Annotated in this window: 19 protein-coding genes; 13 read left to right on the top strand and 6 right to left on the bottom strand. The window is 61.7% G+C overall.

Going from position 1 to position 20,383, the window contains the following annotated elements; translation table 11 throughout:
- Nucleotides 1–62: 62 nt before the first annotated feature.
- Together ACTRWK_RS04365 and rbfA are read right to left on the bottom strand one after the other, a co-directional pair.
- Complete coding sequence (locus tag ACTRWK_RS04365) at nucleotides 63–809, bottom strand: phosphodiester glycosidase family protein (protein ID WP_005850259.1); 747 nt, start codon at nucleotides 807–809, stop codon at nucleotides 63–65.
- A complete protein-coding gene (gene rbfA, locus ACTRWK_RS04360) occupies nucleotides 806–1,225 on the bottom strand; it encodes a 30S ribosome-binding factor RbfA (protein ID WP_037942790.1) in 420 nt (139 codons plus the stop codon). Before rbfA ends, ACTRWK_RS04365 begins: the two co-directional genes overlap by 4 nt.
- A gap of 79 nt (nucleotides 1,226–1,304) precedes the next feature.
- On the opposite strand from rbfA, the gene dapB reads away from it, so the two are divergent.
- Both dapB and ACTRWK_RS04350 read left to right on the top strand, forming a co-directional pair.
- Nucleotides 1,305–2,120 (top strand): 4-hydroxy-tetrahydrodipicolinate reductase, encoded by an 816-nt coding sequence (gene dapB, locus ACTRWK_RS04355; protein ID WP_037942791.1) that lies wholly within the window; start codon nucleotides 1,305–1,307, stop codon nucleotides 2,118–2,120.
- Nucleotides 2,121–2,210: 90 nt separating this feature from the next.
- Nucleotides 2,211–2,567 carry a dihydrodipicolinate reductase gene (locus tag ACTRWK_RS04350; protein WP_235183737.1) on the top strand — a complete coding sequence of 119 codons (357 nt, stop codon included), beginning with the start codon at nucleotides 2,211–2,213 and terminating at the stop codon, nucleotides 2,565–2,567.
- Nucleotides 2,568–2,668: 101 nt separating this feature from the next.
- Here ACTRWK_RS04350 and ACTRWK_RS04345 read toward each other — a convergent pair whose 3' ends face one another.
- Nucleotides 2,669–2,944, bottom strand: a complete 276-nt coding sequence (locus ACTRWK_RS04345; protein ID WP_005850250.1) for a DUF1674 domain-containing protein — start codon at nucleotides 2,942–2,944, stop codon at nucleotides 2,669–2,671.
- Between the two features lie 90 nt (nucleotides 2,945–3,034).
- Here ACTRWK_RS04345 and ACTRWK_RS04340 point away from each other — a divergent pair, with 90 nt between their 5' ends.
- From ACTRWK_RS04340 to ACTRWK_RS04310, 7 genes are all read left to right on the top strand, one after another.
- Entirely contained in the window at nucleotides 3,035–4,306 is a 1,272-nt protein-coding gene (locus ACTRWK_RS04340; RefSeq protein WP_037942793.1) for an RsmB/NOP family class I SAM-dependent RNA methyltransferase, read from the top strand.
- A gap of 123 nt (nucleotides 4,307–4,429) precedes the next feature.
- A complete protein-coding gene (locus ACTRWK_RS04335; RefSeq protein ID WP_037942797.1) occupies nucleotides 4,430–6,178 on the top strand; it encodes a heparinase II/III family protein in 1,749 nt (582 codons plus the stop codon).
- A gap of 17 nt (nucleotides 6,179–6,195) precedes the next feature.
- Nucleotides 6,196–7,782, top strand: coding sequence for a bifunctional phosphoribosylaminoimidazolecarboxamide formyltransferase/IMP cyclohydrolase (gene purH, locus ACTRWK_RS04330; RefSeq protein ID WP_037942799.1), 1,587 nt, complete (start codon nucleotides 6,196–6,198; stop codon nucleotides 7,780–7,782).
- Between the two features lie 18 nt (nucleotides 7,783–7,800).
- A complete protein-coding gene (gene lspA / locus ACTRWK_RS04325) occupies nucleotides 7,801–8,310 on the top strand; it encodes a signal peptidase II (RefSeq protein ID WP_037942803.1) in 510 nt (169 codons plus the stop codon).
- A gap of 62 nt (nucleotides 8,311–8,372) precedes the next feature.
- A complete protein-coding gene (locus tag ACTRWK_RS04320) occupies nucleotides 8,373–8,876 on the top strand; it encodes a DUF3035 domain-containing protein (RefSeq protein ID WP_037942805.1) in 504 nt (167 codons plus the stop codon).
- Nucleotides 8,877–8,968: 92 nt separating this feature from the next.
- A complete protein-coding gene (locus tag ACTRWK_RS04315; RefSeq protein ID WP_289082034.1) occupies nucleotides 8,969–10,312 on the top strand; it encodes a M16 family metallopeptidase in 1,344 nt (447 codons plus the stop codon).
- Nucleotides 10,309–11,631 (top strand): M16 family metallopeptidase, encoded by a 1,323-nt coding sequence (locus tag ACTRWK_RS04310; protein WP_037942807.1) that lies wholly within the window; start codon nucleotides 10,309–10,311, stop codon nucleotides 11,629–11,631. Before ACTRWK_RS04315 ends, ACTRWK_RS04310 begins: the two co-directional genes overlap by 4 nt.
- 80 nt (nucleotides 11,632–11,711) lie before the next feature.
- Here the strand turns inward: ACTRWK_RS04310 and ACTRWK_RS04305 are convergent, their stop codons facing one another.
- From ACTRWK_RS04305 to uraH, 3 genes are all read right to left on the bottom strand, one after another.
- Nucleotides 11,712–14,051 carry an aldehyde dehydrogenase family protein gene (locus tag ACTRWK_RS04305; protein ID WP_037942809.1) on the bottom strand — a complete coding sequence of 780 codons (2,340 nt, stop codon included), beginning with the start codon at nucleotides 14,049–14,051 and terminating at the stop codon, nucleotides 11,712–11,714.
- Between the two features lie 49 nt (nucleotides 14,052–14,100).
- On the bottom strand, nucleotides 14,101–15,102 hold the full coding sequence (deoC, locus tag ACTRWK_RS04300; protein WP_005850232.1) for a deoxyribose-phosphate aldolase: 1,002 nt from the start codon (nucleotides 15,100–15,102) through the stop codon (nucleotides 14,101–14,103).
- 93 nt (nucleotides 15,103–15,195) lie between these two features.
- Entirely contained in the window at nucleotides 15,196–15,555 is a 360-nt protein-coding gene (uraH, locus tag ACTRWK_RS04295) for a hydroxyisourate hydrolase (protein ID WP_005850231.1), read from the bottom strand.
- A gap of 603 nt (nucleotides 15,556–16,158) precedes the next feature.
- Between uraH and puuE the strand changes: the two genes are divergently transcribed.
- The 4 genes from puuE to ACTRWK_RS04275 are packed head-to-tail and all read left to right on the top strand — an operon-like array spanning nucleotide 16,159 to nucleotide 20,373.
- Nucleotides 16,159–17,571, top strand: coding sequence for an allantoinase PuuE (gene puuE / locus ACTRWK_RS04290; protein ID WP_289082035.1), 1,413 nt, complete (start codon nucleotides 16,159–16,161; stop codon nucleotides 17,569–17,571).
- Nucleotides 17,568–18,383 (top strand): bifunctional allantoicase/(S)-ureidoglycine aminohydrolase, encoded by an 816-nt coding sequence (locus ACTRWK_RS04285; RefSeq protein WP_289082036.1) that lies wholly within the window; start codon nucleotides 17,568–17,570, stop codon nucleotides 18,381–18,383. Before puuE ends, ACTRWK_RS04285 begins: the two co-directional genes overlap by 4 nt.
- Nucleotides 18,380–18,871, top strand: a complete 492-nt coding sequence (locus tag ACTRWK_RS04280; protein ID WP_288959567.1) for an ureidoglycolate lyase — start codon at nucleotides 18,380–18,382, stop codon at nucleotides 18,869–18,871. Before ACTRWK_RS04285 ends, ACTRWK_RS04280 begins: the two co-directional genes overlap by 4 nt.
- A 59-nt stretch (nucleotides 18,872–18,930) precedes the next feature.
- On the top strand, nucleotides 18,931–20,373 hold the full coding sequence (locus ACTRWK_RS04275; protein ID WP_005850223.1) for a uracil-xanthine permease family protein: 1,443 nt from the start codon (nucleotides 18,931–18,933) through the stop codon (nucleotides 20,371–20,373).
- The last annotated feature ends 10 nt before the right edge of the window (nucleotides 20,374–20,383 follow it).

Raw genomic sequence — 20,383 nt, 5'->3', positions numbered from 1 at the left:
CAGAGACTCTGGCTTCCAAATGGTGAAAAATCCTCGCCGAAGGCAAGAAAACTCTTGTTGCGCTACGGCGCGTCGGGCTTCACGACGCCAATGATAGGGCCAAGCGCGCTAAAGCCCAAGTCATTGCGGCCCAGATCGGGTGCGCGCATCCTCGAGATATTGCCATCAAAATAAAGCGCATTTGGCAGCTTTAGGTGATCCCGGAACAGCAGCGCGAAATCATAGAAATTCACCGTCTCGTTCGAGATGGCAAAAACCGCGCGTTTGCCATCGGCGCTGGTACCGACGCCGTTGCGGATATAGCGCGAGGTGCCATCTTTCAGAAAGCGCGGATGCATCTTGCCATCGATCACCAACATCGGTCCCGATTGTGTGGCGCTGCGGCAGTCGGGGGCGTCGCGCAGAAAAGCTTTGGTTTCGATCACATCGGCACGCCCGTCGCGCAGGCAGAGCACGCCATTGGGCAGCAGGCCAAAGTTACCGGGGCCGTCGCTGCTGATCACTTGCTGATATTCTTTGCCGTTCTCAAGGTAATAGCCCACCGGCGCACGGGTATCGTGATACATGCCCGCGTTCATCGCAAAGCCCAGCTGTGCGCCGCGCTTTTTCAACGCAGTATTCAATGTGTTGAAATACCCATGCGGTTTGCCGTCCGCATCGTAAAGGAACAGCTCAAGCCGGTCCTGCGTCAGGTCGACGTGGCACAGGGTATAGCCGGTGCCGTTGTAGGTCAGGGTTTCGCAGGTTTCGGCTTGGACGGGCGCGGCGGCCCAGCCCATGAAGCCAAGCGCGGCCCAGAACCGTTTCACGTGTCTTCCGATCCGCGGTCGGGGGCGTCAGCATCGCGGCGCACCACGTCCTGCGCCAGCATCCGGCGCGTTTCGTCCATACGGTCGAATGTTTCGTCCAATTGGAACCGCAGGTCCGGCGCATATTTCAGGACCAGCTTCTTCGCCATCAACCGGCGGAGCTCGCCCTTGTTGCGCGCCAGCAGCTTAAGCACGTCTTCCTGACCGTCTCCGCCCAAAGGCAGCACATAGGCCGTCGCGATCTTCAGGTCGGGGGAGGCGCGTACTTCGCCCACGGTGATCGACATCCGGTTCAGTTCAGGGTCGTGGACATCGCCACGCGCCAGAACATCCGATAGGGCGCGACGAATGGTTTCGCCTACGCGAAGCTGCCGTTGCGACGGGCCTGAGCCCTCATGAAACTTGTTCTTTGCCATGCGCTTCATCTAAGGGTTCGCTGAGGTTTTGCCAAGCAGATCACCACGCGCTAAACCGGAACCGAATAAGGAGCATAACATGAGCGATACACCCGGCATAGTGATTACAGGGGCTTCGGGCCGCATGGGCCAGATGTTGATTGGGCAGGTTTCTGCCAGCGACAGGGTGCATCTGGCGGGTGCGGTCGAACGTGCCGGACATGCGTGGGTCGGTCAGGATATCGGTGTTGCTATGGGCGGCACTGCTGTTGGCGTGATCGTGACCGATAACGCGGCAGAGGCGATGCAAGACGCGCAGGCCGTCATTGATTTCACCGCTCCGGAAGCGACACTCGCCTTCGCCAAGATCGCGGCTGACGCGGGTGTGGTTCATGTTATCGGTACCACCGGTATGACCGACGCGCAGATCGGCGCGCTGGACGGACCTTCAAAGCAGACGGTGATCGTGCGGGCGGGCAACATGAGCCTGGGCGTTAACCTTTTGACCCAGTTGACCAAACGTGTCGCAGCCGCGCTTGATGAAGACTTTGATATCGAGGTGATAGAGGCGCATCACAACCAGAAGGTCGACGCGCCGTCGGGCACTGCGCTGATGCTGGGCGAAGCCGCCGCGGAAGGGCGCGGCGTCGCGCTGGCGGATGTCTCTGACCGCGGGCGTGACGGGATCACCGGCGCGCGCAAGCGGGGTGACATCGGGTTCACAGCGATCCGCGGGGGCGACATTGTGGGCGAACATGACGTTATGTTCGCCGCCGCGGGCGAGCGAATCATACTGCGCCACATCGCGTCGGATCGCGCGGTTTTCGCGCGCGGTGCCATCAAAGCTGCCGTTTGGGGGCAGGGCAAACCTGCCGGAGCCTATGATATGCTGGATGTTCTGGGCCTGAACGACTGACGCCACCCGCCGCCCTGTCGCTTAACCGTGGTGAAACTATCTTAACCTCTGGCCCGTATGTTCATGGGAACAATCTGGTTGGAGGGTGTGATGAAAAAACTGACGTTACTGACCTGCGCGGCGTTCTTTGCGCTGACCGGGGCCGCTTGGGCAGAATTCCAGAAACTGGACAGCCAGCGCGATTTCGTTTCGGTGGTGGAAGGTAAAACACTGACCCGCCCGCTGGTCGAATTGCGCGTCACCGAAAGCGGCGGCATATCGGGTACAGGTGCCGTGTGGGACGTGTCGGGCCAATGGGTCTGGAAGGGCGGGTATTTCTGCCGAAGCCTGATCTGGGGCGATGACGACCTTGGCTACAATTGTCAGGAAGTCGCTGTAAACGGTGGGAAAATCCGCTTTACCTCGGATAAGGGGGCAGGGCAGTCAGCGGTCTTTTCGTTGAAGTAGCCTCGCCCATGTGCAAGCGCCACAGGGCGCTTGGCCGTAATCTCGATCTGCGCGACGCATTGTCAGCGCATGGGGGATTCAGCGCATAGGGGGCACGTGTCTTAAAAATCGACAGCGATGCCCTTTTTCTCCCAATCGCCATAGCGGACAGGTTCTGGTCCGTCGCGACCACCAAGCTCTGTCGGCAGGTCCAGTGCCTGCGCGGCCTTGCGGCGTTCGGCGGCCTCCGCCAGCGCGCGTTGCGCGGCGGCGGGAAGCTCTTGTACCATCGGCATCGGGTCGGGCGTGGGTTCTGGCGGAATATCCGGCCCGGGCTCCGGCATGGGTGTCGGATCATGGGGTGGGCTTGGCATGGGGCGTTTGCCGGCTTCGGTCATACTCTCATCCTCTTGAGGCCACTGTCCCCTTGATATACGCCGGAACCAAGCCCAGACAACCCGGGCACCCCAAAGAAGAAAGCTTATCGCATGTCAGACACCGGCGTTCAGGCCCGCAGAAGTGCGGTGTACCTTTTGGATATGATCCTGGGGGAAGAACGTCTGATGTCAGAGCTCTTGTCGGCGGGGGCGTTGGACAAGCTGCCCCCCGATGACCGCGCACGGGCGCAGCGTCTGGCGATGGATACCCTGCGCGGAATGGAACGCGCCGACCGTCTGTTGCAGAAACACCTGTCGAAATACCCGCCGCTGACCGTGCGCAACGCGCTGCGCGTCGGCACGGTCGAGCTGTGTCAGGGCGGCGCTGCCCACGGCGTGGTGAATGCGATGGTCGAACTGGTGGCAACGCATAAAAGACTCGGGCACCTCAAGGGGCTGACCAATGCCGTTTTGCGCAAAATCGCCGCCGACGGCCCAGAGGCATGGGAGGCCTTGCGCGCGCCGCGCTTGCCAAAATGGCTGCGGGGTCCGCTGACCGAAGCCTGGGGGCCCGACGCGATGACGGGTATCGAAGCCGCGCATTTCGCAGGTGCGCCGCTGGATCTGACCGCGAAACGAGATCCTGAAAGTTTGGCCGCGGCCGTGGGGGGCTCTGTCTTGCCCACAGGTTCGGTGCGCGTCGCCGATGCGGGGCAGGTCACCACCATGCCCGGTTTTGCCGAGGGCGATTGGTGGGTGCAGGACGCCGCCGCGGCGCTGCCCGTTAAAATCCTTGCGCCACAAAAAGGCGAGGCCGTGCTCGACCTTTGCGCCGCGCCCGGGGGCAAAACCATGCAGCTTGCCGCCGCAGGTGCGCAGGTGACGGCGGTCGATAACTCCAAGCAGCGGATGCAGCGGGTTCGGGAAAACCTTGCACGGGTGCATCTGCCGGCCAAAGTCGTTGTCGTCGATGCGCGCCGGTTCGAGGGGACGTTTGACGCGATTCTGCTGGATGCGCCTTGCTCTGCTACGGGCACGATCCGTCGTCACCCCGATCTGCCCCACGCCAAGGATGGGTCCGAATTCGGTGATCTGATCGAGCTGCAGTCGGAAATGATCGACCATGCGTGGTCCCTGCTCAACCCCGGGGGACGCTTGATTTTCTGCACTTGCTCCCTGCTGCCCGACGAAGGCGAAGTGCAGGTCGACGAGGCGTTGGAACGTCATGCGGATATGCGCGTGGACCGCGACGCTTTGGCTGTGCCCGGTGTTGATCCCGCGTGGACAACCCAAGAGGGCGGCCTGCGTTTGCGCCCCGATTACTGGCCTGAACTGGGTGGCATGGACGGGTTTTACATCGCCTGCCTGCGCAAGGACGCCTAAAGGGTTGACCTGACGCGGGCGGATTTGCGTCGCCCGCAAAAACCCGTGTCAAAATGCGGTGACTCAGGTGGCAACAGCGGCTAACATCCGCAAAACGCCAGCAGAGCGTACAAGGGCAGCCGCATGACAAGTACCAGCTTCAATGCGCGAAAAACGCGTTTTCTAAACCGGTGGCACGCCCGTGCCGCGACCAAAACGCGTACCCAAGCGAGGGGATTCGTTTCCTCTCCCGAACCGCGCACCATCGGGTCTTTTGCGCGGGGCAGGCAGCTGATCGCGGGCAACCTCCTGTTTTCCGGCAGTCTGATCGAAGCGCCGGACGCGTCAAGCCTGTGGGAAGTCGCCACGCCGGATCAGGACTTCGCGCGTGATCTGCACGGTTTCGCCTGGATGGATGATCTGGCTGCGGTTGGCGACGTGCGGGCCCGCGGCACGGCGCAGCGTTGGCTTTGGGGCTGGATCGACCATTACGGCAAGGGCCGAGGCATCGGCTGGACCCCTGATCTGACCGGCCGGCGGCTGATCCGCTGGATCAACCACGCGCTGTTTGTACTGCGTGGCACCTCGCAAGACGAAAGCGATGTCTTCTATCGCTCGTTGGTCGAACAAACGGATTTCCTGTCGCGTCGCTGGCATGCCGCAGCCCCGGGATTGCCGCGGTTCGAGGCGCTGACCGGGTTGATCTACGCCGGTCTTTCGCTTGAGGGGCAAGAGTCGCGCGCCGATCCTGCGATCAAGGCACTGGCCCGCGAATGCGAGGCGCAGATCGATGCGCAGGGCGGCCTGCCCACCCGCAACCCCGAAGAGCTGTTGCACGCATTTACCCTTCTGACATGGGCCGCCGCCGCGCTAAGCGATGCGGGACGCGGCACGCCAACTGCGCATATGGAGGCGATCGAACGCATCGCGCCCACCCTGCGCACCCTGCGGCATTCCGACGGCGGGCTGGCGCGGTTCCATGGCGGCGGGCGCGGGGCCGAAGGCTGGCTGGATCACGCGCTGGCCACGGCGAAGATCAAGACGCGCCAGCCGGACGGGCTGTCGATGGGGTATGCGCGCCTGTCCGCAGGGCGCACCAGTGTGATCGTCGACGCCAGCCCGCCCCCCGGCGGGGCCGCATCGTTCAATGCCCATGCCTCTACGCTTGCGTTCGAACTGACCAGCGGGCGGCGGCCTTTGGTCGTGAACTGCGGGCCGGGCGATTCATTTGGCGCTGATTGGCGGCGGGCCGGGCGTGCGACACCGTCGCATTCCGGCCTGTCGCTTGGCGGCTATTCCAGCGCGCGTCTGGCGGAGCCCGACCGGCACACGGGTGCCGAGGCTTTGATCGAATGCCCGACCTATGTGCCCGTCGAAATCGGCTCCGTCGGGGATGGCACCCAGTTTCAGGGCGCGCATAATGGCTATGTCGCGGGCTTTGGCCTGACCCATGCCCGCAGCCTAGAACTGACCCACGACGGTCGCGGCCTCGCGGGGGAGGACATGCTGCTCGCGATAGAGCCTGCTGAAAAGCGTGTCTTTGATCGGGAAATGGATGCGGTGAAGCTTGCCGGTATCCCGTTCGAGATTCGTTTCCACCTGCACCCGGATGTGGATGCCACCGTCGATCTGGGCGGGGCAGCAATTTCCATGGCTCAGAAAAGCGGCGAGATCTGGGTGTTCCGTCATGATGGGACGCATAAACTGTCATTGGAACCAAGCGTTTACCTTGAGCGCAACCGGCTGAAACCCCGCGCGTCGGTGCAAATTCTGCTCAGCGGGCGGGTCGTCGACTATGCCAGCAGGGTCAGGTGGTCCTTGTCCAAAGCGCAGGAAACTGCGATTGGCGTGCGAGATTTATCGCTCGACGATCCATATGATGACCAAGACTGACCAAAGGAACCTCCCCGATGCCTGATCTTCACCCCGTCTCCCGCGCGCTTCTTTCCGTATCTGACAAGACCGGTCTGGTCGAGCTGGGGCAGGCGCTCGCGGCGCATGGGGTCGAATTGCTGAGCACCGGCGGCACCGCCAAGGCGCTGCGCGACGCAGGTCTGACGGTGAAAGATGTGTCCGAGGTCACCGGCTTCCCCGAGATGATGGACGGGCGGGTCAAGACGCTGCACCCCGTCGTGCACGGTGGGTTGCTGGCGCTGCGTGACAATGACGAACATGTCGCGGCGATGGACAAACATGACATTGGCGCGATCGATCTGGTTGTGGTGAACCTGTATCCCTTTGAAGAAACCGTCGCCAAAGGGGCGGAATATGCCGAGGTGATCGAGAATATCGATATCGGTGGCCCTGCGATGATCCGTTCTGCCGCGAAGAACCACGGTTTTGTGAATGTGATCGTCGATGTCGAAGACTACACGACAGTGATCAACGAACTGTCCGAGAATAACGGGCAGACCACCTATGCGCTGCGCCAGCGTTTGGCGCAGACGGCCTATGCCCGCACGGCGGCCTATGACACGGCTGTCAGCACATGGATGGCCGCGCAGGTCGGGGACACCCCGCGTCGTCGTACCGTGGGCGGCACGCTGGCGCAGACCTTGCGCTACGGTGAGAACCCCCACCAGCAAGCGGCCTTCTACACCGATGGCTCGGCACGTCCCGGTGTTGCTACGGCGACCCAGCATCAGGGTAAAGAACTGTCGTATAACAATATCAACGACACCGATGCCGCCTTTGAACTAGTCAGCGAATTCGATCCGGCCAAAGGGCCTGCCTGTGCGATCATCAAGCACGCCAACCCCTGCGGCGTGGCGCAAGGCACGTCGATGGTGGATGCCTATACCCGCGCGTTCGACTGCGACCGCACCAGTGCCTTTGGCGGGATTATCGCGCTGAACCAGACGCTTGACGCCGAAACCGCCGAGGCGATCAGCGCGATCTTTACCGAGGTCGTGATCGCGCCGAACGCTACACCCGAAGCGATGGAGATTTTTGGCAAGAAGAAGAACCTGCGCTTGCTGACCACCAACGGTCTGGCCGATCCGGCACAGGCGGCGTTGTCGTTCCGTCAGGTGTCGGGGGGCTATCTGGTGCAGGACAAAGACGTTGGCCGCATCACCATGGATGACCTGAAGGTCGTGACAAAGCGCCAGCCGTCCGATCAAGAGCTGTCGGACCTGATGTTCGCCTGGACCGTCGCGAAACACGTAAAATCCAACGCGATCATCTACGTCAAGGATGGCGCGACCGTGGGCGTCGGTGCCGGCCAGATGAGCCGCGTCGACAGCACGCGTATCGCCGCACGCAAAGCGCAGGATATGGCCGAAGCCATGGGCTTGTCCGCACCGCTGACGCAGGGCTCTGTCGTCGCTTCCGATGCGTTCTTCCCCTTTGCTGACGGGTTGATCACTGCCGCAGAAGCAGGGGCGACGGCGCTTATTCAGCCCGGCGGGTCGATGCGGGATGACGAAGTGATCGCAGCAGCGGATGAGGCCGGGCTTGCCATGGTCTTTACCGGCATGCGCCACTTCCGCCACTAACCACGGAAAGCGGTCGTTATGCGTACTATTTTTTGGGCCGGTTTTGCGGCGTTTCTTGCGGATCAGCTTAGCAAGTATCTTGTCGTGCATACGATGGAGCTTAGCCGTATCCGGTCCATCGACGTATTGCCGCCGCTGATCAACTTTCGCTACGGCGAGAACCGCGGGATCAACTTTGGCCTTTTCGGTGATGGGTCCGACGCAAGTCGTTGGATCCTCATCGGGCTGGCCTTTGCAATCTGCGTGGGCGTGCTGATCTGGGCAAGCCGCCAAACCATGAGCCTTTGGGCCAATATCAGCGCAGGTCTGCTGATCGGGGGGGCGTTGGCCAATGTGGTTGATCGCCTGATCTACGGCTATGTGCTTGATTTCTTGAACATGTCTTGTTGCGGTATCAATAATCCTTTCGTGTTCAACATCGCCGATGTCTTCATTTTTGCGGGCGCTTTGGGGCTGATTTACTTTACCGGCGACACCAAAAAACCGGCGAAAGCCACACCGAAAAAGGCCCAGAAAAAAGGCCAGTGACAATTACCGCGTGACTGCGATATTGGTACAAAGACCTTAACAAGTCCTTAAGGAGATCCGTCATGCGCTTTGTCGCCGCTCTTGTCTTGCTACCGCTTGCCCTTGGGGCCTGCGGCAACACTGGCCTGCGGGACATTCGCAGCGCTGCGAAAGGGCCTGACGAATTCATGGTCCAGCCCTCCAAACCCCTGCAGCAGCCTGACAGCTATAACGCGCTGCCCGTGCCAACGCCGGGGCAGGCGAACCTGACGGACCGCAACGCGATTGCCGAAGGGGTTCTGGCCTTTGGCGGCACACCGCAAAGCAATACGACAGGCATACCCGCCTCGGATGCCGCGCTGGTGCAACAGGCCAGCCGCATGGGCGTGTCGGCGAACATCCGTCAGGAACTTGCCGAAACCGATGCTGCGTTCCGCAAGCGCAAGGCGCGGTTCACGCAGATCAAGATCGTGCCGACAGATCGCTACGACCAAGCCTACAAACGCCAGATCCTGGATGCCCCCCGCGAGGCCGCGCGCTGGCGTCGGGCCGGTGCACGCACGCCCTCCGCCCCTCCGGCAGAGTGACGCTGGCTGAATTACAATTCTGTTAGGTCCCTTGATCACCCCGTTGGGTGGCGTAAGTAAGAGGTCTCAGGACCCTGCTCAAAGGACCGACCATGATCAGATTACCGGCCCTCGGGGCCCTATTGGCGCTTGCGCTGCCCACCACAGCCGCGCTTGCGCGTGACAACGAAGACGTCACGCATTTCACCTTGGATAACGGGATGGAGGTCGTGGTCGTCGAAGACCACCGCGCCCCCGCTGTGCAGCAGATGGTGTGGTACCGCGCTGGCTCGGCGGACGAACCCAAAGGGTCGTCGGGCGTGGCGCATTTTCTGGAACACCTGCTTTTCAAAGCCACCGACAAGATGGAGTCGGGCGAGTTTTCAGCCACGGTTGCCAAGAATGGCGGGCGCGATAACGCCTTCACCAGTTATGATTATACCGCCTATTTTCAACGGGTTGCGGCAGACAGGCTTGAGCTGATGATGCAGATGGAATCCGACCGGATGAAAAACATCCGCCTGACACCGGAAAACATCGCGACCGAACGGGATGTGATCATCGAAGAGCGCAACCAGCGCACCGAAAATGACCCGAGCGCGCTGTTCCGTGAACAGCTGAACGCCGCGCAATACCTCAACCACCGCTACGGCACGCCGATCATCGGATGGATGCACGAGATGCGCGCGCTGGACCTGCAGGATGCGCTGGATTTCTACAAGCTGTATTACTCCCCCAACAACGCGATCCTTGTCGTGTCTGGGGATGTAGAGCCTGAAAACGTTCGCACCCTGGCAGAACAGTATTACGGCAAGATCCCCGCCAATCCGGATCTGCCCGACCGATCGCGGACGCAAGAGCCGCCACAGACCGCCGAACGTCGCCTGATCTTTCGCGATGACCGCGTTGCACAGGAATACGTCAGCCGGTCCTATCTGGCGCAGGAGCGGGATCCCGGCGACCAGAAAACCGCAGCGGCCCTGACCATATTGGCCGAACTGCTGGGCGGTGGCACCACATCCTATTTCGCCGAAAAACTGCAGTTTGACGCGCCTGTCGCGACCTATTCAGCGGCGTTCTATAGCGGTCAATCGCTGGACGATACGACCTTTAACCTTGTCGTCGTGCCGCAACCGGGCGTGTCCTTGCAGGATGCCGAAGATGCCATGGACACCGCCATCGCGGGTTTCATGAAAGACGGGGTGGATGCCGAGCAACTTGAACGGATCAAGCAACAGGTCCGAGCCGAACAAATCTATGCCCGCGATAACGCCGACAGCGTCGCCAACCGCTATGGCAGCGCCCTTGCCATCGGGTTGACCGTGCAGGACGTGCAGGATTGGCCGGATGTGCTTGAGGCCGTGACAGCCGAAGACATCATGCAGGCCGCCAAAGATGTGTTTAACCGCGAAGCCTCTGTCACAGGGTGGCTGATGCGCGAAGAGGTGACGGAATGAGACTGTTTTACGCAATCGTCCTGACGGTTCTGGCCGCGCTGCCCGCCCGTGCCGAGGTGGACATCCAAGAGGTGACGTCCCCCGGTGGCATCACCGCGTGGCTGGTAGAGGAACATTCGATCCCCTTCGTCGCACTTGATGTGCGCTTTCGCGGCGGTGCATCGCTGGATGCCCCCGAAAAACGCGGCGCAATCAACCTGATGACGGGCCTGCTGGAAGAGGGGGCCGGTGACATGGGCGCACGCGATTTCGCCCGTGCCGCCGAAGGGCTGGCCAGCAGCTTTCGGTTCAGCGTGGATGACGATGCGCTCTCCGTATCCTCGCGCTTTCTCACCGAAAATCAGGACGCGTCGATCGCGCTGTTGAAACAGGCGTTGCAGACGCCCCGGTTTGACCCGGATGCGATTGAACGGGTGCGCGGGCAGGTGCTTTCGGGGATCCGCTCCAGCGCGAAAGACCCGAACGATATCGCGCGCAAAAAGATGGACGAGCTGCTGTATGGCGATCACCCCTACGGCTCGCCGCTCAGCGGGACCGAAGAAACGGTGACCGCTCTGACACGCGATGACCTCGTCGCGGCACATAAGGATGTGCTGGCGCGCGACCGTATCTTCATCGGTGCGGTGGGGGACATCACGCCAGAAGAGCTGGGCCTGATGCTTGACGAACTGTTGGGCGATCTGCCCGAAACCGGTGCACCGCTGCCCCCACAGGCCGAGGTCGCTATCCCGTCGGGCACCACGGTCGTCGATTTCCCGACGCCCCAATCTGTCGCGATTTTTGCGCAAAAGGGCATTTCCCAGAAGGACGATGATTTCTTTGCCGCGACCGTGTTGAACCAAGTGCTTGGCGGTGGATCGTTTGAAAGCCGTCTGATGACCGAAGTGCGCGAGAAACGCGGGCTGACCTATGGCGTCTATTCCTATCTGGTGCCGATGGATCTGGCTGAAACATGGCAAGGATCGGTCAGTTCGGCGAACGACCGGATCGGGCAGGCGATGGATGTGATCAAGGACGAATGGGCCAAAGCCGCGGCCGAGGGCGTAACTCAGCAAGAGTTGGACGATGCCAAGACCTATATCACAGGCTCCTACCCGCTGCGTTTTGACGGCAACCAGACCATCGCGAGCATCCTTGTGGGGATGCAGATGATCGACCTGCCCATCGACTATATCGCCACGCGCAACGACAAGGTCGAAGCGGTGACGCTGGACGATGTGAAACGTGTTGCCGGCGACCTGCTGGACCCTGACGGGCTGGCCTTTGTTGTTGTCGGCCAACCCGAAGGGATCGAGGCCACGGCGCAGGAAAGCGACTGACCGCGGCCTCCAACCAAGACCGGACACAAAAAAAACGGGCGCTTCTCAGCGCCCGTTTTTCGTTTCAGGACATCGCCAGGTTACTCGCCGTAAGGGATCCAGATATTCTTGACCTCGGTCGCGGCGTGCAAGAACGCTTTGCCTTCACCCTCTGCGCCGTCCCAGTCGCGGGCCATACCGTTGTTGACCCAGGTGCGCTTCAGGTTTTGCGCGCTGGCCCGCTCGACGGTTTCGCTTTGCGCCTTGTCGCCAAAGCTCCAGACCGCATCCACGTCCATATGCCGCGCCAGTGTTTCGGCGATGTCCTTCTGCGGGCCGGTCAAGATATTCACCACACCCGCCGGCACGTCAGAGGTTTCAAGCACCTGCACGAAATCCGTCGCAGCAAGCGGGAAGGGGCCGCTGGCGGACAAGATGATCCGGTTCCCCATCGCAATCGCCGGCGCCATGCAAGAGATCAGCCCCAGCAAGGGTGCCTCCGCCGGGCAAAGCGCGCCGATCACGCCCACAGGTTCCTTCATGGCAAGCGCCACGCCGCGGATCGGTACGCCATGCACCTGCCCATCATATTTGTCGGCCCAGGCCGCGTAGGTGAACAGACGTTTGACCGCGAGATCGACCTCGGATTTACCGGTTTTAGCGCCCTGCATCGCATCCAGACGCCGTGCGAATTCATCCCCGCGTGCCGCCAGATTTTCAGCGATATAATAGAGGATCTGCGCGCGCAGATGACCTGTGGTCTTGCGCCACCCCTTTGCGGCATGAGCCGCTTCCACGGCATTGCGCACATCCTTGCGCGACGCGAGCGAGACATGGCCCAGCAGATCGCCGGACTTGCCCCAGACCGGAGCGGAATAGCCGCTGTCAGGGCGGCTTTGCTTGCCGCCGATATAAAGCTTGGCCGTCCGGTCAATCGGGTCCGCTGGCGTGCCGCTGCCGGAAAAGGCCGTGATCTCTTTCAAAGGTTTTTGCGTGGTTTTCGGACGGGTATAGGCCGCCAGCCCTTCCCAGCCACCTTCGCGGCCAAAGCCGCTTTCGCGCACACCGCCAAAGCCCGCCGCCGCATCCATCATATTGGTGCCGTTCACCCAGACGATGCCCGATACCAGTTTGGGCGCGATATCCAGCGCGAGGTTGATATTCTCGGACCAGACCGTCGCCGCCAGCCCGTAGCGGGTGTTATTGGCCAGCTCGACCGCCTCGGCAGGGGTGCGGAAAGTGGTGGATACCAGCACGGGGCCAAAGATCTCGTCCTGCATCAAGGGATCGGCAGGGTTCATGCCGGTGATCAATGTGGGCGGATAATAGCATCCGGTCGCGGGGATATCGCCCGCGGTAAACACCTCGCCACTGGTGTTGGCGGCGACCATTTCGGTCACGCGCTGCACCTGAACGGGGTCCACCAGCGCGCCCACATCCACGGATTTGTCCAGCGGATCACCGACCCGCAGCTTCGCCATCCGCGCCCGCAGCTTGGCATAGAGCCGATCCGCCACGGGCTCGTGCACCAGCAGGCGCGAGCCTGCACAGCAGACCTGCCCCTGATTGAACCAGATCGCATCCACCAACCCCTCGACGGCTGAATCCAGATCTGCATCGTCGAAAACGATATAGGGCGACTTGCCCCCCAGCTCGAGCGTCAGCGCCTTGCCGCTTCCGGCGGTCGCCTCGCGGATGCGCCGCCCGACAGGGGTCGATCCGGTAAAGGCGATCTTGTCTACCTCAGCCTGCACGATCATCTCGCCCACGGCGCCGTCACCGGTGACAATATTGACGACACCCTTGGGCAAGCCCGCCTGCACACAGATATCGGCAAACAGCAGCGCGGTCAGCGACGTATACTCCGCCGGTTTCAATACCACCGTATTCCCCATCGCCAAAGCAGGGGCCACCTTCCACGCCAGCATCAGCAGCGGGAAGTTCCACGGGATGATCTGCCCGCATACGCCAAGCGCGTCTGCGTCGGGTAGCTCGGACTCCATCAGCTGGGCCATGCCCGCGTGGTAATAGAAATGCCGCTGCGCCAAGGGCACATCCACATCGCGCGCCTCGCGGATGGGTTTGCCGTTGTCCAGCGTTTCCAGCACGGCGAACAACCGGCTGTGTTTCTGCAGCAACCGCGCCAGCGCATAAAGGAACCGCGCCCGTCCGTGACCGCCCAGCTTGGCCCATTTGGGCTGTGCCTTGCGCGCCGCGGCAACCGCGGTGTCGACCTCTGCCTGGCTGGCCTGCGTCAACGTTGCCAGCACATTGCCATTGGCGGGGTTGCGGCTTTCGAAATCATCCCGCGCCTCGGTGAACGCGCCGTCGATGAAATGCCCGAAACGGCTGCCCTGATCGACCAGCCACGCCAGTGCGTCAGCGGCATTTTCCGGTGCCGTCCCATAGTCCATGGTTTCATAGATTTCGGACACGCTCATGGGTTCACCCTTTTCAAAATACTCAAATCCGACATTGGTTTCACGCGGCTCAGCTGATGGCGTGACGATGGCTTGCGGAATAGCTGCCCGACACATGGTGGTCGAGCTGTCGTTCGATGTCGCCCAACAGCGACGAGGCCCCGAAACGGAAGAGGTCGGGCTGCAACCAGCGGTCGCCCAATTCCTCTTTCATCATGGCCAGATAGACCAGCGCGTCCTTTGCCTTCGATATCCCGCCCGCGGGCTTGTAGCCAACGCGGAAGCCGGTGCGGTCGAAATAGTCGCGGATCGCGCGGATCATCACGAGGGTCACGGGCAGGGTCGCATTGACGCTTTCCTTACCGGTGGAGGTCTTGATGAAGTCAGCGCCCGCCATCATGCAGATCAGCGAGGCACGCGCGACATTGCGCAGGCTGCCCAACTCTCCGGTCGCGAGGATCGCCTTGACATGTGCATCACCACAAGCGGCGCGGAAGGCACGCATTTCATCATAAAGCGCCTGCCAGTCACCTGACAGCACATGGCGGCGCGAAATAACGATGTCGATCTCGGCGGCTCCGGCGGCGACGCTCATCTCGATCTCGCGCAGACGCAGCTCGAACGGGGAGAGACCGGCGGGAAATCCTGTCGAGACGGCAGCAATCGGGATGCCTGTGCCCTGCAGTGCTGCTTTGGCGGGGGCGATCATCTCGTGGTAGACACAGACCGCGCCCACGGTGATCTGCGACATGCCAAGCGCGTCCAGCAGCGCGGGCGCAATCGGTTGACGTGCCTTCGCACAAAGCCGCTCGACACGGCGGGCGGTATCATCCCCTGACAGCGTGGTCAGGTCGATGCAGCTGACGGCGCGGAGCAGCCACGCGGCCTGATACTCTTTCTTCACGGAACGGCGCGCGGGTAAACCCGCGGCGCGGCGCTCCACCGCAGAGGAGTTCACCTGCACGGCGCGCACCCAATCCATATCCAGCGGCATCCCCGGATTGCGGGGTTCCGTCACCTGTGGCAGGTGGCTTTGGGCCAGTTCGGTCGGGTCATATACATGCGTGGACATGGGCGCTTTCCTGTCTGATCAGACAGGCAATGTGCCACGGGGCAACGGCGCAATGCAAGCATCGCGCCCTCACGTCACATCCGCCAGCGGCGTTCAGCTGCCGCGATAGGTTGAATAGCCGAACGGCGATAGCAAAAGCGGCACGTGATAATGCGCATCCGCATCCGAAATGCCAAAGCGCAGGGGGATCTGGTCCAGGAAACGCGGTGCTTCGGGCTCCGCTCCGATGGCATCAAGATAGGCCCCGGCTTCGAACACCAGCTCGTAGGTGCCAGCCGCAAACTGGCCCTTGGGCAAGATCGGGGTGTCGGTGCGACCGTCAGCATTAGTGGTCATTTGCACCAGCTTCATGCGGTTGGCCCCCTCGATCCGGTAAAGCGTGATTTCCAGCCCGCCTGCGGGGCGGCCGCGGGCGGTGTCCAGAACATGCGTCGTCAAATAGCCGTTTGCCATGGGTGGGGTCTTTCCTGATCCGTTGGACCCTTACGATAGGCGGGTGTCGGGCTAGGTCAATGGCGGATTGATGGGCGGCTTTCTGGGCGCGCCAGCGCTGAAAGACGCGGTGATTCGGGCGATGGTGAAAAATAATTCGCCTACCGAATCGTTTTTGCTTGAGCCGCGAATCATCCTGCGCCTATATGGTACACAACATTCAATCGGAGGTGTTGCCTGCCAGCGACCCATACAATCCGAGTATGTATTCTGGGGGACAGAATTCTTATGATCGGGCAAGTCGCACGTGGTGCGACGATCATTGGGCAGGGGCCGACAGGACTCGTGTTGCATAGCGCAGCAAGAGCGGCCCCTTCCACTCACTTTCCCGCCCGATATGCCCCCCGCATGTGTTTGAGTTTCAGGCCGGCCAGCGCCTTAGAACTTTCGCTATAAGAGAGCAGGGCCACTCGAGCCGATCTGGCAGCCGGCCGACCTTTCGGGAAGGGTTGGCTGGCTGTACATTGCGAAAAATCAGTGCCAGAAAACCGTTGGTTGACTAAAACAACGGCCCGCAGCGCGCGGTTTCCCCGCGCGCGCAGGCGCTGACCAAAGGACGATCCCATGACACGCTACCCTCGTGATTTTCACGGCTACGGCCCCACACCGCCTGATGCACAATGGCCGGGCGGCGCGCGGATCGCGGTGCAATTCGTGCTGAACTACGAGGAGGGCGGCGAGAACTGTCTGCTTCACGGGGATGCCGCGTCAGAGGCCTTCTTGTCCGAGATCGTCGGGGCCGCCCCTTGGCCGGGGCAGCGCCACTGGAACATGGAATCCATCTATGACTACGGCGCGCGGGCGGGCTTTTGGCGGTTGCACCGCCTGTTCACCGGAGCGGATATCCCTGTTACCGTTTATGGCGTCGCCACCGCCTTGGCGCGGTCCCCGCAGCAGGTAGAGGCGATGACCCAGGCCGATTGGGAAATCGCAAGCCACGGGCTGAAATGGATCGATTACAAGGACCACACCGCCGAGGTTGAAAGCGCCGACATGGACGAGGCGATCCGCCTGCACCGCGAGGTCGTCGGCACAGCGCCGCGTGGCTGGTACACGGGGCGCAGCTCTGTGAACACGGTCGCGCTGGCGGCAGAGACGGGGGTCTTCGACTATATCTCGGATACATACGACGATGATCTGCCCTATTGGATGCAGGTGGCAGGACGCGCTCAACTGATTATCCCCTATACTCTTGATTGCAACGATATGCGCTTTGCCACGCCTCAGGGTTTTAATTCGGGCGATCAGTTCTATGCCTATCTGCGCGATACCTTCGATGCGCTTTATGCCGAAGGCAGCGCCGGGCAGGCCAAGATGATGTCGGTCGGGCTGCATTGCCGTCTGATCGGGCGGCCCGGACGGATACAGGCGCTGAAACGTTTTATCGACTATATCAAAGGGTTCGAAGGCGTCTGGACGCCGCGCCGCATCGACATCGCTGACCATTGGCGTGTCACCCATCCGCCTCAGCCGCGCCTGCGTCTGGACCAGATGGACCGCGCCAGCTTTGTCGCGAAATTCGGCGGGGTGTTCGAACATTCACCGTGGATCGCCGAACGCGCCTATGACCTTGAACTTGGGCCCGCGCATAACTCTGTTGCGGGGATACATAATGCTTTGGCGCGGATGTTCCGGTCGGCGACGCGGGCGGAACGCTTGGGCGTGCTGACCGCGCACCCCGATCTGGCGGGCAAGCTGGCGGCGGCCAAACGGTTGACGGCTGAAAGCACGCAAGAACAAGCCAGCGCCGGGCTGGACGCCTTGACCGATGCCGAGCGCGCCCGCTTCGAGACGTTGAACAGCCAATACGTCGCGAAACACGGGTTTCCCTTTATCATCGCGGTGAAGGATCACGACAAGGACGGCATCCTGCGCCAGTTCGAGACCCGCATCGCCAACGCAACCGAAGATGAATTTACCACCGCATGCGCACAGGTCGAACGGATCGCACGGCTGCGGCTGGAGGATATGCTATGACCTATGCCTTCCCCCCCGGCGGTCTGCCGGACCAGACTGTCTCTCCTGAAAGCACGGCTGTTTTCACCGACGCCTACGCAGTGATCCCTGCCTCGGTGCAGCGGGACATCGTGACCAGCTTGCTGCCCGGATGGGTGAACACACGCGCCTGGGTGCTGGCGCGGCCGCTGACCGGATTTGCAGAAACCTTCGCGCAATACGCGGTAGAGCTTGCCCCCAAGGGTGGCAGCGACACACCCGAACCGAACGCGCAGGCGCAAGCGGTCTTGTTCGTGGCCACAGGCCGCGCACGGTTGACGCTGGACGGGCAGGGGTATGATCTTGTGGCAGGGTCTTACGCCTATATTCCCCCTGCGGCCAAATGGACGCTATGGAACACCGGCGATATGCCTTGCGGCTTGCACTGGGTGCGCAAGCGCTATGTGCCCGTGGACGGCTTGGACGCGCCGGAGGCATTCGTGACCCATGACGACGAGGTCGCGCCGATTGCCATGCCCGATACCGATGGCGCTTGGGCGACCCAGCGTTTTGCGGACCCAAACGATCTGCGCCACGACATGCACGTCAATATCGTGACCTTCCAACCGGGCGGGCGCATCCCTTTCGCAGAGACCCATGTGATGGAGCACGGGCTTTACGTCATTCAGGGCACGGCGGATTATTTGCTGAACCGCGACTGGGTGCCGGTTGAAGCGGGCGATTTCATGTGGCTGCGCGCTTTCTGTCCGCAGGCCTGTATCGCAACGGGGCAAGAACCCTTCCGCTATCTGCTGTATAAGGATGTGAACCGCCACATGCCGCTGTCGCTATGAGCCCGCGCGAGATCACCGTTCAGCCCCTGACCGCAGATGCCTTCGCCCCTTTCGGTGAAGTGCTGGACGCGTCGGGCGCGCCGGACCGGATCATCAACGCGGGGCTGTGTGGGCGGCACCATGATCTGGCAAAGCTGGATTTCGGGCCCGACGGTCGCGCGGGCATCAGCATCTTTAACGCGCAGGCCCGTCGTCTGCCGTACCAGTTGGACCTGCTTGAACGGCACCCCGAAGGGTCGCAAGCCTTCCTGCCGCTGACGGGCGCGCCGTTTCTTGTGATCGTAGCACCCGACGAGGGCGATACCCCCGGCACACCGCTGGCGTTCTTGACGGCACCGCATCAGGGCGTGAACTTTCACCGCGGGACATGGCACGGCGTGCTTACCCCTTTGGCAGAGCCCGGGCTTTTCGCCGTGGTGGACCGCATCGGCACCAGCCCCAACCTTGACGAATACCCGCTGGACCCGCCTTATGTGATCAAGGGGTAAACCCCGCAGATAATCGGATCGCACAAATAGCGGCCAGTGATCAACAAGGGACATTTGATATGACACGCCACGCCATCGGCACGCCGGAACAACTGCGCGACCCCAATTACATGCCGCCGCTGTATCGCGCTATTCCTCTGGGTGTTCAGCACGTGCTGGCGATGTTCGTGTCCAATGTCACCCCCGCCATCATCATCGCGGGCGCGGCGGGCTTTGGGTTCGGGTCGAACTCGCCCGACTTTCCCGAACTACTGTACCTGATCCAGATGTCGATGCTGTTTGCCGGTGTCGCGACGCTGCTGCAAACGCTGACGCTGGGGCCTGTCGGGGCAGGGCTGCCGATTGTGCAGGGCACGTCTTTCGCGTTCATCCCCATCATGATCCCTCTGGTGGCGGGCAAGGGTGTGGACGGGCTTGCCGCGCTGTTCGGAGGGGTTGTGATCGGCGGCATGTTCCACGCCTTTCTGGGGCTGTTCATCGGCAAGATCCGATTTGCGCTGCCGCCGCTTGTTACGGGGTTGGTGGTCACGATGATCGGCCTGGCGCTGGTCAAGGTGGGGATCCAATACGCTGCCGGTGGTGTGCCCGCGATTGGCACGCCTGCCTATGGCAGCCTGCTGAACTGGTCGGCCGCGCTGGTGGTGATCTTTGTCACATTGGGGATCAAGTTTTTCACCCGCGGGATGCTGTCGATCTCGGCTGTGCTGATCGGCTTGATCGTGGGGTATATCTATGCGCTGGCTGTGGGGATGCTCAGCTTTGGCGACATCAGCGGGTCGTGGTCACGCTCCGCCGCCTTTGCGCTGCCCAATCCGCTGAAATACGGGTTCGAGTTTTCGGCAGCGGCGATCATCGGCTTTTGTCTGATGGCGTTTATCTCGGCGATTGAAACCGTGGGTGACGTCGCCGGGATCACAAAGGGCGGCGCGGGCCGTGAGGCGACCGACCGCGAAATCCAGGGCGCGACCTATGCCGACGGGATCGGGTCTGCCGTCGCCGGTCTTTTTGGGGGGCTGCCCAACACATCCTTCAGCCAGAACGTCGGCCTGATCGCAATGACAGGCGTGATGAGCCGCCACGTCGTCACCGTCGGTGCGCTGTTCCTGATCCTCTGCGGGCTGGTCCCCAAGGTCGGCGGCGTGATCCGCACCATCCCGATCGAGGTTTTGGGCGGCGGGGTTATCGTGATGTTCGGCATGGTCGTGGCCGCTGGCATGTCGATGTTGTCCGACGTGGACTGGAACCGCCGCAATATGGTGATCTTTGCCATCTCGATCTCGATCGGTCTGGGGCTTCAGCTGGAACCCGGCGCGGTGCAACACCTGCCCGATACGGCCAAGATCCTGCTGACCAGCGGTCTGCTTCCCGCGGCCCTGATTGCTATTGTACTGAACCTGCTTCTGCCCGAAGAACTGGCAGAGGAATCAACCGAGGAAGTCTCGGGCGGGTTGTCAGGCAGTTCTAAGGGTAAACTGCCGCATACGCCCAAGACGCTACACTAAGGAGCCACCC

It is taken from the genome of Sulfitobacter sp. G5_S2_6_S6 (assembly GCF_054968505.1).
Note: the sequence above shows the minus strand (reverse complement) of the source record. Positions and strands in the feature narration are given on the sequence as shown.